Source organism: Streptomyces akebiae, from assembly GCF_019599145.1.
Classification (GTDB): Bacteria; Actinomycetota; Actinomycetes; order Streptomycetales; family Streptomycetaceae; genus Streptomyces; species Streptomyces akebiae.
In genome coordinates this window covers 365780-380941 of sequence record NZ_CP080647.1, presented here as the reverse complement: position 1 = coordinate 380941, position 15162 = coordinate 365780, and the positions used below count along the sequence as shown (strand labels likewise).

The following is a 15162-nucleotide window of genomic DNA, read 5'->3' as shown; positions in this document are numbered from 1 at the left end:
CCGTGCCGTCTGTTCATCAGTGCGGGTGAGCCTGTGCGTTCCGGCGCGGTGAGAGGGGGAGGGATGCGGTGCGTCCGGACCCCAACTCCCGCCCCAGCCGAAGGTGTTCACCCATGTCCCTGACCGCGCCCGCGTCGTCCGCCGTCGGCTGTTCGCACGGGAAGCAGAGCCCGGTCGACATCAGGCCGCTGGACGTCGACCTCTCCGCGCTGCCGCCCCTGCGCTTCGCCCACCCGGCGACGCTCGACCTGGAACTGCACTTCGACGCCCCCGGGAACCATCGGGCCGAGACCGGCCCCGTGCGGAGTGGCCGGCCCGACTGCGTGCGGGACGACGAGGGGACCGTGAAGGCCGCGCCGCCACCCGGCGGAGAGTGCCGGGTACGGGTGGGCGCCGACCGCTACGAGCTGGTCGACGTGCACTGGCACACGCCGTCCGAGCACACCGTCTCGGGCGTGGCGTTCCCGATGGAACAGCACATGAAATACCGGCGGGTGACCGATGACGACGGCGCGGCCGGAGTGGGGAAGGACAGCGGGTTCGCGGTCGTCGGCGTCTTCGTGCACCCGGGCCGGGCCAACGACTCCCTCGACCGCCTGCTCACCTCGGCACGCCGCGCCGCGGAACCCTGGGAGGTCCGCGGCGTCGAACTCGACGCACTGCTTCCGTCCTGCACCGAGTCGTATCGCTACCTCGGCTCCACCACCGTCTGCCCGTACACCCCCGGAGTGCGCTGGATCGTGCTGACCCACCCCGTCCAGGCCTCCGCCACCGCGCTGGCCCACTACCGGACGGTCTTCCCCAAGGGCAACGCCCGCGCCGTACAGCCCCTCGGCGACCGGCGCATCGTCGGCGACCGCCACCGGTGGTGGTGACGGCGCGGCGGGCCGTACCCGCCGCGCCGACCGTGGTCAGGAGTGCAGGTGGCCCGACGCGTGCCCCGAAACGCCGGCCCCCTCGTGCGCGGAGAGCGCCAGACGGGGCCAGCCCCGGATGTCGCGTCGCAGCTGCCGGTCGTGCGTGGCGACGACGACGGCCGCGTCCGTGGTGTGCAGGGCCTCGGTGAGTTCGTCGACCAGGGCGATGGACAGGTGGTTGGTCGGCTCGTCCAGCAACAGGACGTGCGGCCGGGTGGCCGGCGCCGGCGCGAGGTCGAGACGCCGCTGCTGCCCCGTCGACAGCTCGGCCACCGGCTTCTCGGCGTCCCGGGAGCCGAGCGGACCCAGCGCTCCGAGCCCCACGACCTCGCCCTCCGTGAGGACCCCGGTCGTCACCAGCCGCGCGGTGTGCCGGACGGCCACCGAATGTCGAGCCCCGGGGGCGGGAGCGTGCCCGCATGTGTGTCGAGGCTCGTCGAGGGCCACGGGCGAGACCTCGACCGTGGTGTCGGCCTCAGCCGGCCTCTTCGGCTGCCGCGCGCAGGCGGCGGACCACCCGGCGGACGGCGGGAGAGGTCTCGTCACGGCGGTGCACGCCGACGAGGCGGGTGGTGAGTGAGACGTCGGCGAGTGGGCGATGGACCACGCCGGGCATCCGCACGCACCGGACCGAGTCCGGTACGAGGGCGACACCCAGGCCGCCGCCCACGAGGGTCAGGGCGGCGACGAAGTCCTTGACGGGCGGCGCGAGTCGGGCCTGGAAGCCACCGATGTCCCCCACCTCGTTGATCTGGTCGCGGAAGCCGTGCTCCTCGTCGAAGTGGGGCACCACGAACCGTTCCCCGGTCAGCTCTGCGGCGGGCACGGCCTCCAGGGCGCTCAGCCGGTGCTCCTCGGGGAGGGCCAGTACCATCTCCTCCGTCAGCAGGCAGACGGCCGTCAGGTCCGGCGGGTACTCCGGCCGCCACCGCAGAAAGCCCACGTCGATGCGGCCCGAGCCGAGCGCCTCCAGCTGTGCCGGCGTCTCCATCTCCCGCACCCGTACGGTCACGTCCCGCTCGTGGCGCGCGCAGTCGGCCAGCACCCGGGTGAGCACACCGGAGAACGCGGCGGAGGCGACGTACGCGATCTCGGCCTCGCCCAGCTCGCCCCGGCCCGCCCGCCGGCCCACGGCCTCGGCCTTCGCGACCTGGGCCAGGGTCAGCCGGGCCTCGGTCAGGAAGAGCTCGCCCGCGCCGGTCAGCCGGATCCGGGAGCGGCGGCCACGGTCGACGAGCCGCACGCCCAGCTCGGTCTCCAGCGCCTTGATCTGGGCGCTCAGTGCCGACGGGGCCAGGTAGAGCCGGTCGGCGGCATGCCCGAAGTGCAGATCCTCGGCGACCGCCACGAACGATGTCAGCCAGCGCAGTTCCACCGTCGGCTCCTCGTGTCCGCGGAATCCCGTGCCGCGATCATCGTCCGCGCCCCTGTCGCGCGACAACCGCGCCGCACCCTGTCCATGCTAACGATAGCATCGAATGCGTACCGGGCAGCGTCCCGCCGGTGCGGCTCCTCCGTCACGCGGCGAGCGCGGCCGGTTCCCCGAGGCGGGCGGCGGCCGTGCGCCAGGCGGCGGTCACCGCGGCGTGCGCCTGCCGGGTGTTCGACGTGTGATCGTCGGTGAGGGAGAGAGGCGCCCCGACGTGGACATGGAGCGCGGGGCGGCGCACGGGCGCGGTGAGCAGCCCCGCCATCTGCTTGACCGTGTTGCCGGAGGTGACCCGGCGGGCCCCGGCCTGGCCGACGGGGACGACGGGCGCTCCGGTGCGTGCCGCGAGCCGGGTCAGGCCGCTGCGGAACGCCCCGGGCGCGGCCTCGGCGGCGTCCTCGCGGACCGGGATCCCGCCCTCGGCGTAGATGAGGACCGTCCGGCCCCGCGCCAGCGCGGCGGCGGCGAGATCGAGCGCGTCGGCGGCGCGCGGGTCCCTCCGGTACACCGGGATGTACCCCTCGCGGGTGAGCGCGCGGCCCAGCAGGGGGATCCGCCACAGGCCGGCGGCGCCCATGGCGACCGGCTCGATGCCGAGGCGGTGCAGCGCGGCGAGCACGATCGCGGGATCGGCGAGGGAGGTGTGGTTCGCGACGACGATGCTGCCCGGTGTCCAGACGGATCCGGCATCGGTGGTCACCGTGAGACGTCCGACGGCGGGTACCAGGACGTCGGCGAGGCGGCTGAACATGAGGTCTCTCCCGAGCTCGACGAGGAAGACCCCCATCGTCGGGGCGCCCGCCGCACCGGATCTTGAGTGCGCGTACTCAACTTCGCGGGTGCTGCTACCCAGACACGGCGCCACGTCGACATCCCCCGGCTCCCCGGCCCACCGGTCCGGCGCCGGCCTGAGGGCGCGCCGAACCGTTGCGACCACCTCGGGTTCGGCACACTGCAGTGCACCCTCTGACCATCGACCGGCGGAGTTCCCCGTGACCCACGCCCCCGTCCCGCGCGGATGCGCGCACACCACCCACCGCACCACCCCGGGCGATCGCTCATGACCCTGCTCGACCTCGGCCGCATCCGCCTCTTCTGCACCTCCCTCGGTCCCGCCGGCCACGAGGGCGCCCCCGTGCTGCTGCTCGTGCACGGCTGGGGTGGCGACGGGCGGGAGTGGTCGCCGCACGCGGAGGCGCTGGCCGACCGGTTCCGGGTCCTCGTCCCCGACCTGCGCGGCCACGGCCGCTCCGAGGTGCCTGACGAGGGCAACACCCCGGCGGAGATGGCGGAGGACCTGGCCGCGCTGCTCGACTTCCTGGGCGTGGGGCCGGTCGTCGCCGTCGGCCACTCCATGGGCGTCCAGGTCGTCAACCTGCTCGCCCTCCGCCACCCGGTGACCGTGCGGTCGGTCATCGCCCTCGATCCCGCGCACGGCGCGGACGAGGCCGAGGCCGCGCGGATCCCCGCCCGTCTCGCCGAATACCGGGAGCGCGGCGCCCGTGCCGCGGCCGCCCTCGTGGCCGGCGCCTTCTCCCCGCAGGCCCCGCCCGGACTCCGTACGGCACACATCCGCACGGTGCTCGGCACACCGGACCACGTCATCGCCCAGGCCTACGCGGGCATGTACACCGATCCCGGAGCGGTGGGGGTCCGCCCGCACAGCGAGACGTATCTGCGCCGCCGATCCCAACCGGCGCTCACGGTGTGGTCGTTCGAGGAGGCCGCCGAGTGGGAGCGCGGCACGCTGCGGGTGCCCGGCTCACGTGTCGAGCACTGGCCCCACACCGGCCACTATCTGCACGAGGAGCGGACCGACCGCACGATCCGGCTCATCCGTGACTGGGCGGCCGGGGAACCGCCCGGCTGACGCACGACGCCGCGGACCATACCGAGTGCCTCCGCGCAGCCGTCACGGTCACACCTTGCCTACCCTATCGATTCTCGATAGATTTCTATCGCTGGTCGAGTGGGCGTGAAGGAGGGTGTCGTGGGGAAGCTGACGGTGCTGGCATTGCGGGCCGTGATCGTGGGGTTGTTCGTCGGCTCGGTGTTCGTGCAGGCGGTGATGGTGCCGCTGCTGGCCGCGGATCTGGAAGGGCTCGACGCGGATGTGGCCCACGTCCGGACGCCGACGCTCGTGATCGTGGTCCTCGGCGTGGTGACCGTCCAGGTCGTCCTCGTCTGTGTGTGGCGGCTGGTGACGATGGTCCGGCGGGACACGGTCTTCTCCCACGCGGCCTTCCGGTACGTGCACGGGGTGATCGGCGCGATGGTGGCGGCGGCGCTCCTGGTGTTCGCGCTCGGTGTGGTCCTGGCGCCGGGCGAGGCGGTGGCCCCCGGCGTCGTGCTCCTGCTCGGCGGCGTCGGTCTGGCGGTGCTGGGGATGGCGCTCATCGTCCTCGTCCTGCGGATGCTGCTCGCGCAGGCCGTCAACCGTGACGCCGAGGCGACGCGGATGCGTGCCGAGCTGGCCGAGGTGATCTGATGCCGATCGCCGTCGACATAGACGTGATGCTGGCCAGGCGGAAGATGTCCGTGGGCGAACTTGCGGAACGCGTCGGTATCACCCCGGCCAACCTGGCGGTGCTCAAGAACGGCCGCGCCAAGGCCGTCCGTTTCACCACCCTCGCCGCGCTCTGCGAGGTGCTCGAATGCCAGCCGGGAGACCTGCTCCGCTGGGAGAGCGACCACCCTTCGGACACCGGCCGGCACGCCGACACCGACGGTCTCAGGGCCAGGGACGACCACACGCAGACCGACGGCTCCACGGGCGGTGTGCGGCCATGACCACTGACACGCACCGCCCCCTGCTCTTCCTGGACGTCGACGGCACCCTCCTGCCCTACGGCGGTGGGCGGCTCCCCGCGTCCGCCGAGGAGTGGGTCGACTGGCAGCTCACGTCCAATCCGCAGCTGGCGAAGATCGACCGCGCGCACGGGCCGCGCCTGCGGCGGCTGATCTGCGAGCCGATGTGGGCCACCGCGTGGATGGACGACGCCAACGAGGTGATCGCCCCGCTGCTCGGCCTTCCCCGGTGGCCGGTCGTCGACCTGCCGGAGGCGCCGGAGGAGGACCGGGCGGACCTGCTGCACTGGAAGACCCGGGTCCTCGTCCGCACGGCGGCCGGACGCCCGTTCATCTGGGTCGACGACGAGATCACCGACCTCGATCGCGCCTGGGTGGCGCGGCACCACCCGGGGCGGGCCCTCCTGCACCGGGTCGAACCCCAAGTGGGCATGACCGCCGCCGATTTCACCGTGGTCGAGGGGTGGCTGGGCGGCGGGTGACAAAAGCCGCCGCCGGCAGCCGCCGGTGCTCGGAGGCCCTGGGCAGCCACAGCCTGAAGTGGTGCTCCAACCACTCCATGACCTGGGGCGAGGCCATGCTCCCGGCGGCGGTCGGCCAACCGAATGCCACCGGGTCGACGCCGTCGTCGTAGGCGGGGAGCCCGGGATCGAAGGAGGACAGGACCCGCCCGTCGACGGCGTACTCCACCCGTTGCGTGGCGTTCACGTCCCGGCAGGCGGTGACGACACGGGTTCCACGGGAGAGCGCGGGCAGGTGGTCGCGGGCGGAGACGTACGAGGTGGAGGCCTGGACCGCGAAGGCCCAGCCCTCGATCGCCCCCGCCCGGAGCACGGCGTCGACCTCCGGCCGCAGGAACCCCCGTTCCTCGACGGCCGCCACGTCCAGGTCGTCGAGGTGGTCGAGGTCGTAGGGCTCGTCGGCGGCGTTGCGGACCTCGATCTCCTGGGCCTCGACGCGCGTCAGCGGGAAGAACGACTCCCTTCGCGCGCCGAGGCGCAGGAGCACCTGCTCCGGGGCGAGGCCCTCGCAGAAGACGAGGGTGTGGCCGAACGGGTACGCCTCGCACACCCAGCGGAGTCCGTCAGTCATCGGATCATCCTGGCAGTCTCCGCCGGGACAAGGTCAAGGTTCCGGGCCCACTACCGAACGAGCCTCCATTCCTGCGAACCGTCCGTGGACGCGTTCTGCAGGGTGAGCGGCGCCCCGGCCGAACCACCGGTCAGGTAGAGGTCCTTGTTCTTCACCGACCGCAGTCTGATGCGACCGTCGCCGGTCTTGACGACCTCCCACGTGCCCGTGGCGCTGTCGTCCACCCACTGCCCGATCCGCTGCCCGGCCGTCGCGTTGCCGGTCCAGATCGCCGCCGCCCGGCCCCCCGACTTGTTGAGCAGCGTCACACCCCCGTCGGACTTGGTGACGACGTGCCAGTACTGGGTGTCCGGATCCGCGGCCGCCCCCGCGTCCTCCAGGACCACGTCGGGCACGTCCCCGTTGCCGATGTTCGCGTCGGTGGTGTTGTTCCCGGTACCGATGACCTGGCCGGTCTTCCGGTTCACCAACTTCCGGTAGGCCCCGGCCGAGCCACCGAGATCGACCTCGGCGAACGCGATCGTCGACGTGCCCTGGTTGTTGAGGATCACGACCCGGCCGGTGTCCTCCACGTACTGCAGGTTGCGGCTGTACCCCGCCCGCGAGGTCGTCTGGTACTGCGTCCACGCGCCGTCGGCGCGTCCGCTGTCGTTGACCCAGACGTCGCCGCTCCCGGCGGCGTTGTAGACCAGGCGCCCGTCGGGCAGGCGGATGAGCACCGGACTGCCGCCCTGCGCGAGCGGGCGGGAGCCGGACACCACCGGCAGCGCGTCGACACCCATGCCGGTGGGGGAGCCCCGGAAGAACTTCAGCGGGTCGTTCGCCACGCGATAGCGGGTGTTGGCCCCGCCGCCCCAGTACTCGTAGGTGAGCAGCCACTTGCCGTCCGCCGTCGGGACGAGGTTCGTCATGCCCGGCCGGCCACCGCCGATCTCCGTCTTCCCGCCGCCCATGTCCTGGGTCGACCCGGCGATGTCGACGACCGGAGCGCTCCACTTGGCGCTGCGGCCGTCCCAGGTCTTGTGGACCAGGATCTGGCCGTGCGAGTCCTTGGCGGTGTCGTTCGCCGGGTCGAGCCTCGGGACGCCGGTGGCCGGGTCGAAGCCGAGGTAGTCGTTCTCGTCGGAGTAGTAGCAGACCAGCTTGCCCTTGTGGACCATCAGGTACGGCTCCCAGAGGGGATCCACCTGACGGTGCGTGTTGGCGCTCGCGACGTTCTGCCCGACCGCGCCCGCGCTGCCGCCCTGCCAGCCGCCGGTCGCGACGACGTTGACCACCTTCCAGGTCCGGCCGTCGTCGGTGCTGGAGTACAGCGCGATCGCCATGTCGGAGCGGTCGCCGTCGTTGGAGGGCGTCCAGTCGGGGTCGGCGGCCTTGTGCTCCTGGTAGTAGGCGTCGTCGCCCGACACGACACTCGCCAGCAGCAGTGTGCCGGCCTTCAACTTGCCGACCTGCTGCGGGAGTACGTACAGGAACGGGTTGGTCCAGTTGCTCGTGTACTTCGCGTAGCGGGGATCCTTCGACAGGTACGCCGGTGCCTTCACCTCGGACAGTGGCTGCCAGGTCGTTCCGTCGTCGTCGCTCTTGTACACCGGGAGGGTCTGCCGGTCGGCGCTGCCCGTCGACGTGACGACGGTGGACTTCTCGAACGACGCGACCAGACGCCCGCTCGGCAGCTGCGCCGACTTGGGGTAGACCGCGCAGTTGCCCCGTCCCTTCAGACAGGCCTCGGCGCCGAGCTGGTACATGACTCCACCGGTCGGGCTGTACGCCCCCGCACTGGCCATGGGCACCACCAGCAGCGCGGACGCCGCGGTGAAGGTCCCCAGCACTCTCGCGGCTCGTCTTCTCTGCATGGCTTCTCCTAGTCGAGGTCGTCGGCGACGAAGACCCGTACGTCCCACGGGCCGAGTTCCACCGCCGTGCCCGCCGCGACGGACGTGCCGTCCAGCGCGTCGGTGAGGTCGATCGGGGCCGGGACGCTCGCGGGCTCCCAGCTCCAGTTGTGGACGATGTGGACGCGCCGCCCGTCCTCGGCCGTGCCGGTGGTCGCGGTGACCGACTCCGGCAGGTCCGCCCAGCCGTGGCGTGCGGCCGGCGCCAGCCACTCGGCCAGCGCGCGCCCGAGGCGACGGTCGGGCACCGTACCGACGTACGTGATCCGCCCCGCACCGTGCCCACGCGTGGTGAGCGCGGGCCAGCGGCCGAAGTGCGGGTGGTCGTACGCGGCCAGCACCTCGGCGTCGTCGACGGTGAGCCCGTCCGCCCAGCGCGTCGCCGCCGCGCCCTCCGACAGCCGGAGCGGGCTGTCGGGCGTCGGGCGCACCGGGATCTCGCCCGTCAGGTTGCTGAACTCGTCGTAGTGGACGCCGGCCGCCTCCGCCAGCCGCCCGGGGGCCGGTTCGGTACGGGCCCGGGCCTCGTGGTCGGCGTACCCGGTGCGCGGGCTCAGCACCAGATGGCCACCGGCCTCGGCGTACGCGGCGAACCAGTCGAGGGTGGCGTCGGCGGCGAGATACAGCGCCGGGACGACCAGGACCGGATGGCGGCGGACGGCCTCCTCCGGTGACAGGCCCTCCCGCTCCCCGCTCGGGTCGTGCAGTTGCCGGGCGTGGACGATCCGGACCTGGCGTCCCGCGTCGAAGGCACCCCGGTAGAACGGGTCGAAGATCCGGTGGTAGGCGGCGGGGTCCGGTTCGCCGTCCGGTGCGGAGAGCGGCGGGTACTTCTGCATCAGCCACTTGCTGGGCGTCGAGTACACCAGGGTGATGTCGGCGTCCGGTTCGAGTCCGGCGACGAGCGGACCGGCCGCCTCGAACTCCGCGCCGAGACGGGCGAGTTCGGCGTACGTACGGCCGGGCTGCCCGGTGTGCGGGAGGATGCCGCCCCAGTAGGTCTCGGCGCCGAAGTGCAGGGTGTGCCAGTGCCAGTACTCGATCATGCGCGCGCCGCGCGAGACGAGCGCCCAGGCCGCCTGCCGCCACTGTCCGTCGTAGCCGGGGCGGTTGTCCCAGGCCATGCCGATCGAGCCGGCGTTGGTCTCGGTGACGAGGAACGGCTCCTGGCGCGAGGAGAACATCCAGTCGGCGGTCTGGTACAGCGCCCACACCCCGGTCGTCTTCCACTTCTGCTCATGACCGTCGGGCGTGGGGTCGGGCAGCAGCAGGCCGTCCTGCATGTCGTAGTACGGGTTGCCCGAGGCGACGTCGAGACGCGCGCTCAGCTCGTCGTCCTCCACGCCCTGGCGGGTGTAGGAGATGCAGGTGGTGACGAACTGCTCGGGCCGGGCGTACTCGCGCACGAGGTCGGCCTGCCAGCCGATGAACTCGGTGACCTGCCGGGCCTGGAACTCCCGCCAGGCGACGTCGTACTGGGGCTGTTCGTTGCCGTCCGGGGTCCACAGGTCGGCCCACGTCGACAGCCGGTGCGACCAGTAGACGAGCCCCCACTCCCGGTTGAGGGTCTCCACGTCGCCGTACTTCGCGCGCAGGTGGTCCACGAAGCGCTGGAAGACGCCGTGGTTGTGGAAGAGGTGCAGACCGGGCTCGTTGTCGACCTGGAAGCCGATGACGGCGGGGTGGTCGGCGTACCGGGCCACCACCTTGCGGATGATCCGTTCGGCGTGGAAGCGGAACGCCGGGTGGGTGAAGTCCACCTCCTGGCGGGCGCCCCAGCCGATGCGCTCGCCGGTGCGCCGCTCGCCCGTGATCTCCGGGTACTGGCGGGCCAGCCACGGCGGTACGGCGTACGTCGGGGTGCCGAGCACGACGGAGATGCCGCGCTCGTGGGCGCCGTCCAGGACCGGCTGGAGCCAGTCGAGATCGAACGTCCCGTTCTCCGGCTCCCACGTGGACCACACCGACTCACCGACCCGGATCACGGTCACATGGGCGTCGGCCATCAGGTCCAGGTCGGTCTTGAGCCGCTCGGCGGGCCGTTCGTACGGCTGGTATTCGTGGTAGTACGCGGCGCCGAACAGGACGCGGGCAGGCAGAGCCGCCATGAAGGGAAACCTCCGAGAGAAAGGGTGGGGGGGGAGTGCTACGAGGGCGGTGGCCCTACTGTTTGACCCCGCCGGTGGCCAGGCCGCTCTGCCAGTAGCGCTGCAGCATCAGGAACGCCACGACCAGCGGGACGATCGAGATCAGGGAACCGGTCACGACCAGCGCGAGCATGTCGCTGCTGGCGCCAGCCCCGCCGTTCTGGGCCTGCGCGGCCCAGGAGGCCAGGCCCACGGTGATCGGGTACAGGTCGGGGTCGTTGAGCATGATCAGTGGCAGGAAGTAGTTGTTCCAGGTCGCCACCAGCGTGAACAGCAGCACCGTCACCACTCCGGGAGCCATCAGCCGCAGGGCGATCCGGAAGAAGATCCGGGCCTCTCCGGCACCGTCGATCCGGGCGGCCTCCAGGATGCTGTCGGGGACGGAGTCCGCGGCGTAGACGCGCATCAGGTACAGGCCGAACGGGTTGACGAGGGACGGCAGGATGATCGCCCACGGGGTGTTGGCCAGACCCGCCTGCGCGAACAGCAGATAGGTCGGGATGGCCAGCGCGGTGGTCGGGACCATGACGGCGCCGAGGATCAGGTTGAAGGCGGCCCGGTCGCCGCGGAACCGGAACTTGGCGAACCCGTACCCGGCCGCCGCCGCGAGCAGCGCGGCCCCGACCGCGCTGACTCCCGCGTACATGACCGTGTTGAGCAGCCAGCGCACGAAGACGCCGTCGTCCTGGGTGAACGTCTCCTTGGTGTTCGTCAGCAGCTGCGGGGCGTCGGAGAACCACAGACCGAAGCTGTTGAACAGGTCCTGGGTGCTCTTGGTCGAAGCGATCAGCAGCCAGAACAGGGGCAGCAGGAAGTAGGCGAGGGCCGCCAGCATGGCGATCGTGAGCGGGGTGCTGCGGCGGGCCGGGCTCGCCCTGCGGTGGGTGAGGCGTGCCGGCTTCTTGGCGGTCCTGGTCACCGGGGGCGCGGGGATCGTCGTGGTCACGGGGTCCTCCTGCGGTTCGCGGTGAGCAGGACTCCGTAGGAGGCGATCACGATGACCAGGCCGAGGAGGAAGGACACCGTGGCCGCGTAGTTGACCTGCTGGCCGGTGAAGGCGAGGGAGTAGGCGTAGAGGTTGGCGGTGTAGGAGCTGCTGATGACGTCGGGGGCGATCTTCATCAGCAGGTTCGGCTCGTTGAACAGCTGGAAGCTGCCGATCACGGAGAACAGCAGGGTGAGCAGCAACGCCGGGCGGAGCGCGGGGAGTTTGATCGACCAGGCGATGCGCCAGGCCCCGGCGCCGTCCATCGCGGCCGCCTCGTACAACTCGTGCGGGACGGTGCGCAGGGCGGCGTAGAGGATGATCATGTTGTAGCCGACGAACTCCCAGGTGACGATGTTCGCCAGACTGCCGAGCATCCAGCCCTCACTGAGGAAGTGCGGGGCCGGCAGGTCCAGGTTCCGGCTCAGCTGGGCGAACGGCCCGAAGTCCGGGCCGTAGAGATAGCCCCACATGAGCGCGGCGACCACGCTGGGCACGGCGTACGGGACGAAGATGCCCAGCCGGATCACCCGGGAGAGACGCAGCAGACCGCTGTCGAGCGCGAGCGCGAACAGCAGGGCGAGCAGCAGCATCACGGGGACCTGGACCACGAAGAACAGCGCCACCCGGCCGACTCCGTGCAGGAACTGGGAGTCGCCGAGGGCCTGGGCGTAGTTGTCGAGGCCGACGAAGACCGTCCCGCCGATCAGACGGGTCTGGAAGAGGCTCAGGTAGGCGGCGTACCCGAGCGGGGCGAGGAAGAGCAGCAGGAACAGCACCAGGAACGGTGCGACGAAGAGCGGTCCGGCCGAACGGTGGCGGCGCGGGCGGCCCGGCCGGGAGCGGTCCTCGGCGGTGGACGGGGTGGTGACGGCCATGTCAGCTCCCCTTGACGGTGAAGCCCTGGTTCTTGGCGTACGTGGTCATCCGTGACTGCCAGGTGCCGAGGGCGGCGACCGTGTCGGACTTGTCGGCGAGGGACTTGCCGACGGTCTCGGTCCAGTCGGTCGCCGCCTGGTCGAGGAACGGCGGCCACTGGAAGGAGGGGTCGACGGTGGCGCTGATGTCGGCGAAGACCTGGTTGACCTTCTGGCCGCCGTAGAAGGACGGCGCGTCCGACACGAACTCCTGGTCGGTGAGCAGGGCCTTGGTCGCCGGGAAGAAGAACTGCTCGGTGGCGAACATCTTGGCGGTGGCCGGGTCGCTGTTGAGGAACTGCGCGAACACGGCCGCCGCGACGGGGTTCTTGGTGGAGCGGATGACGGCGGTGGTCGAGCCGCCCCAGTTGCCCGCGTTGGGCTTGGCCGCGTCCCACTGGGGGAGCGGGGCCGCGCGCCACTTGCCGGCGGTGGCCTTGGCGGAGCCGGAGAGGAAGGCGGGGCCCCAGGCCGCGGTGATCCAGGTGGCGTACTTGCCCTTGTTCAGGCCGGCGTACCACCCGTCGGTGAAGTCCGGGTCGACGCTGATCACGCCCTCCTTCGCCAGCCCGCCCCAGTAGGCGCCGAGCTTCCGGGAGACGGCGTCGTCGACGCTGATGGTGATGTCGCTCTTGCCGGAGGTGGCGTACGGCTTGGCGCCGGCCTGCCAGAGCAGTCCGTGCCAGGCGGCGGGCTGGTTGGCCGCGAGGTTGGTGAGGTAGACGTCGGGGTCGGCCTTGTGCAGCTTGCGCGCGGCCTCGGCGAACTCGTCCCAGGTGCCCGGCACGTCGATGCCGTGCTTGTCGAAGATGTCCTCGCGGTACAGCAGACCCATGGGGCCCGTGTCCTGCGGGATCGCCCACACCTCGCCCTTGGCGCCACTGACCTGACCCCACGTCCAGTCGACGAACCGGTCCTTCAACTCGGCGGCCCCGTACGGGCGCAGATCCAGCAGGCTGTCGGTGATGGTGAACGTCGGGATCGCCTGGTACTCCATCTGCACCATGTCCGGGGCGCCGCTGCCGGCCTTCAGCGCCGTGCGCAGCTTGGTGTACTGCGGGGTGCCCTGACCGGCGTTGACGACCTTGACCTTGACGGCCGGGTACTTCTTCTCGAAGAGCGCGATCTCCTTGGCGATGTTCGGGACCCAGGTCCAGAACGTCAGCTCGGTCGGCGTCTTCATCGCCTTGTCGATGTCGGCCTTGCTGACGGGCGCGGCCGAGCCGGAGGAGCCGGAGGAGTCACCGCCGCCGCAGGCGGTCAGGGCCGCCCCGAGCGACAGGGCACCCGTGGTGGTGAGGAACAGCCGACGGCTCATGGGGGAGGAGGAGGCGGCTGTGAACGCGTTTCTGGGCATGGTGAACTCCGGCTGGTGGCGAGGGTGATGGCGGCACGCCCGAGACGGACGTACGGAGACGTGCGGGAGGTGTGTGGGGCTGTCGGGGCGCGACGCGACGCGCCCCGGCGCGGCTGACCGACTTGGTCGGGAGCGGGGGAGCGGGGGAGCGGGGGAGCGTCGATACCCGGGGCGGACGCGTGAACCTGGTTCAGGACACGCCGCGGGTGACGGGGGCGGCCCTACGGCGAGTGCGTGAGGGGTGCGCGGGAGCGACGGGGGCGTGACGGGTACGGCGGCTCGTTGTCGGGGTCACGCGCCGGCCGTGACGGTGATGTCCGGGCGGGCGAGGGGGTCTTCAGTGCTGTGGGGCTCCTCCTCCCGGACGGGCGGCGGCGGGGGTGCCCCCTTGGCGGCGTGCTGGGGTGCGCCGGCCGCGAGCCGGGGTCGTCCGGCTCGGTGGTGGCGCGGTCGAGGCGCGGACGACCAGGTCGATGGGGGGGTCGCTCGGCGGCAGTGGGTCCGCGTCGGGGTTCTCGATGGCGTGCACGAGCCGCTTGAGCCCTTCCTGCGCCACGGCGTCGAACGGCTGTCGCACCGTGGTCAGGGGAGGAGTCACATAGGCGGCGACCGGGATGTCGTCGAATCCGACGACGCTGACGTCCTCGGGCACCCGGCGTCCGGCCTCCGTCAGCGCGCGGACCAGACCGATCGCCATGTCGTCGTTGGCGGAGAAGACGGCGGTGACGTCCCCGTCCTCGGCCAGCGCGCGTCCGGCCGTGTAGCCGGACGCGGCCGACCAGTCACCCGTGACGACCTCGGGCACGTCCTTCCCGTGTGCCGTGAGGGTCGCCCGCCATCCCTCCAGACGGTCCCGGGCGGCGTACCACCGCTGCGGGCCCGCGAGATGGTGGACCGTCGTGTGGCCCAGCGCCAGCAGGTGCTCGGTGGCGGTACGTGCCATCAGGTCGGCGCCGTCACCCGCGTTCAGCACCGCGGGCGCGGTGACGAACGGTGGGGCGCCGATGACCAGCACCGGCACGCCGACCCGCGGAGCCATGTCCCCGTTCCCGCCCGCCTCGTCGATCGGCTCGGAGATGACGATGCCGTCCACTCCCTGGTCGAGCAGTGAGTCCACGGCACCGGCGATCCCGGCCGGGTCGCCTTCCATCGTGTTGACCACGCGGAGCGCGTAACCCGTGTCCCGGACGACCCGCTCGACGCCCATGAGCAGCGAGGCCGGCCCGTACAGGGCCGTTCCCAGCGTCACCACCCCGATGGAGCGGGTCCGCCCGGAGGCCAGCGCCCGGGCGGCGTTGTTGCGCCGGTAACCGAGCCGTTCCGCGGCCTCCGAGACGCGTCGGCGCACGTCGGCGGAGACGTACGGTTCGTCGTTGAAGACCCTCGACACGGTCTTCTGCGACACCCCGGCCAGCCGTGCCACATCCGTGCTGCTCGGCGCCGCAGGGCTCCCGCCCCGCCCTGTACCTCGCGTCATGATGCCTCCCGGTGACCGCACGAACCGACCCCATGATGTCAGACATCGCCCTTCTGACTGCGCTGTCATGTCTGCGTAGTCATGTCTACGCAGTCACACGACTGCCGTCAAGGGGTCGGGCATGGATCCGTGCGGCCG

Annotated in this window: 15 protein-coding genes; 5 read left to right on the top strand and 10 right to left on the bottom strand. The window is 71.7% G+C overall.

Translation table 11 applies throughout. The annotated features are described in order from the left end of the window. Nucleotides 1-113: 113 nt before the first annotated feature. The gene (locus tag K1J60_RS01690; protein WP_220644569.1) at nucleotides 114-875 is read left to right on the top strand and encodes a carbonic anhydrase family protein; all 762 of its coding nucleotides are present in this window, start codon (nucleotides 114-116) and stop codon (nucleotides 873-875) included. Nucleotides 876-911: 36 nt separating this feature from the next. Here K1J60_RS01690 and K1J60_RS01685 read toward each other — a convergent pair whose 3' ends face one another. From K1J60_RS01685 to K1J60_RS01675, 3 genes are all read right to left on the bottom strand, one after another. Further along, nucleotides 912-1274 carry an ATP-binding cassette domain-containing protein gene (locus tag K1J60_RS01685; protein ID WP_259407506.1) on the bottom strand — a complete coding sequence of 121 codons (363 nt, stop codon included), beginning with the start codon at nucleotides 1272-1274 and terminating at the stop codon, nucleotides 912-914. A 118-nt stretch (nucleotides 1275-1392) separates the two neighbouring features. Further along, the gene (locus K1J60_RS01680) at nucleotides 1393-2292 is read right to left on the bottom strand and encodes a LysR substrate-binding domain-containing protein (protein ID WP_220644567.1); all 900 of its coding nucleotides are present in this window, start codon (nucleotides 2290-2292) and stop codon (nucleotides 1393-1395) included. Between the two features lie 142 nt (nucleotides 2293-2434). Continuing rightward, nucleotides 2435-3097, bottom strand: a complete 663-nt coding sequence (locus K1J60_RS01675; RefSeq protein WP_220644566.1) for a lysophospholipid acyltransferase family protein — start codon at nucleotides 3095-3097, stop codon at nucleotides 2435-2437. Between the two features lie 309 nt (nucleotides 3098-3406). Here K1J60_RS01675 and K1J60_RS01670 point away from each other — a divergent pair, with 309 nt between their 5' ends. The 4 genes from K1J60_RS01670 (at nucleotide 3407) to K1J60_RS01655 (ending at nucleotide 5636) form a co-directional block, all read left to right on the top strand. Beyond that, nucleotides 3407-4216 carry an alpha/beta fold hydrolase gene (locus K1J60_RS01670; RefSeq protein ID WP_220644565.1) on the top strand — a complete coding sequence of 270 codons (810 nt, stop codon included), beginning with the start codon at nucleotides 3407-3409 and terminating at the stop codon, nucleotides 4214-4216. Between the two features lie 120 nt (nucleotides 4217-4336). Next, nucleotides 4337-4834 (top strand): DUF2975 domain-containing protein, encoded by a 498-nt coding sequence (locus K1J60_RS01665; RefSeq protein ID WP_220644564.1) that lies wholly within the window; start codon nucleotides 4337-4339, stop codon nucleotides 4832-4834. Beyond that, nucleotides 4834-5136, top strand: a complete 303-nt coding sequence (locus K1J60_RS01660) for a helix-turn-helix domain-containing protein (RefSeq protein WP_259407505.1) — start codon at nucleotides 4834-4836, stop codon at nucleotides 5134-5136. Before K1J60_RS01665 ends, K1J60_RS01660 begins: the two co-directional genes overlap by 1 nt. Beyond that, nucleotides 5133-5636: an HAD domain-containing protein gene (locus K1J60_RS01655; protein WP_220644563.1), complete on the top strand. Its 504-nt coding sequence runs from the start codon at nucleotides 5133-5135 to the stop codon at nucleotides 5634-5636. The genes K1J60_RS01660 and K1J60_RS01655 overlap by 4 nt, the downstream gene beginning before the upstream one ends. Here K1J60_RS01655 and K1J60_RS01650 read toward each other — a convergent pair. The 7 genes from K1J60_RS01650 to K1J60_RS01620 all read right to left on the bottom strand — a co-directional run bounded on the left by K1J60_RS01650 (nucleotide 5602) and on the right by K1J60_RS01620 (nucleotide 15024). Beyond that, nucleotides 5602-6246, bottom strand: coding sequence for a DUF6461 domain-containing protein (locus K1J60_RS01650; protein WP_220644562.1), 645 nt, complete (start codon nucleotides 6244-6246; stop codon nucleotides 5602-5604). The two genes, K1J60_RS01655 and K1J60_RS01650, sit on opposite strands and share 35 nt — an antisense overlap. Nucleotides 6247-6296: 50 nt before the next feature. After that, complete coding sequence (locus K1J60_RS01645) at nucleotides 6297-8102, bottom strand: RICIN domain-containing protein (RefSeq protein WP_220644561.1); 1806 nt, start codon at nucleotides 8100-8102, stop codon at nucleotides 6297-6299. 8 nt (nucleotides 8103-8110) lie between these two features. Then, nucleotides 8111-10249 (bottom strand): beta-galactosidase, encoded by a 2139-nt coding sequence (locus K1J60_RS01640; RefSeq protein WP_220644560.1) that lies wholly within the window; start codon nucleotides 10247-10249, stop codon nucleotides 8111-8113. A 55-nt stretch (nucleotides 10250-10304) separates the two neighbouring features. Next, nucleotides 10305-11234 carry a carbohydrate ABC transporter permease gene (locus tag K1J60_RS01635; protein WP_220644559.1) on the bottom strand — a complete coding sequence of 310 codons (930 nt, stop codon included), beginning with the start codon at nucleotides 11232-11234 and terminating at the stop codon, nucleotides 10305-10307. Further along, nucleotides 11231-12151, bottom strand: a complete 921-nt coding sequence (locus tag K1J60_RS01630) for a carbohydrate ABC transporter permease (RefSeq protein WP_220644558.1) — start codon at nucleotides 12149-12151, stop codon at nucleotides 11231-11233. The genes K1J60_RS01635 and K1J60_RS01630 overlap by 4 nt, the downstream gene beginning before the upstream one ends. A gap of 1 nt (nucleotide 12152) precedes the next feature. Next, complete coding sequence (locus tag K1J60_RS01625; RefSeq protein ID WP_220644557.1) at nucleotides 12153-13547, bottom strand: ABC transporter substrate-binding protein; 1395 nt, start codon at nucleotides 13545-13547, stop codon at nucleotides 12153-12155. 337 nt (nucleotides 13548-13884) lie between these two features. Beyond that, nucleotides 13885-15024, bottom strand: coding sequence for a LacI family DNA-binding transcriptional regulator (locus K1J60_RS01620; protein WP_220644556.1), 1140 nt, complete (start codon nucleotides 15022-15024; stop codon nucleotides 13885-13887). Nucleotides 15025-15162 lie beyond the last annotated feature (138 nt).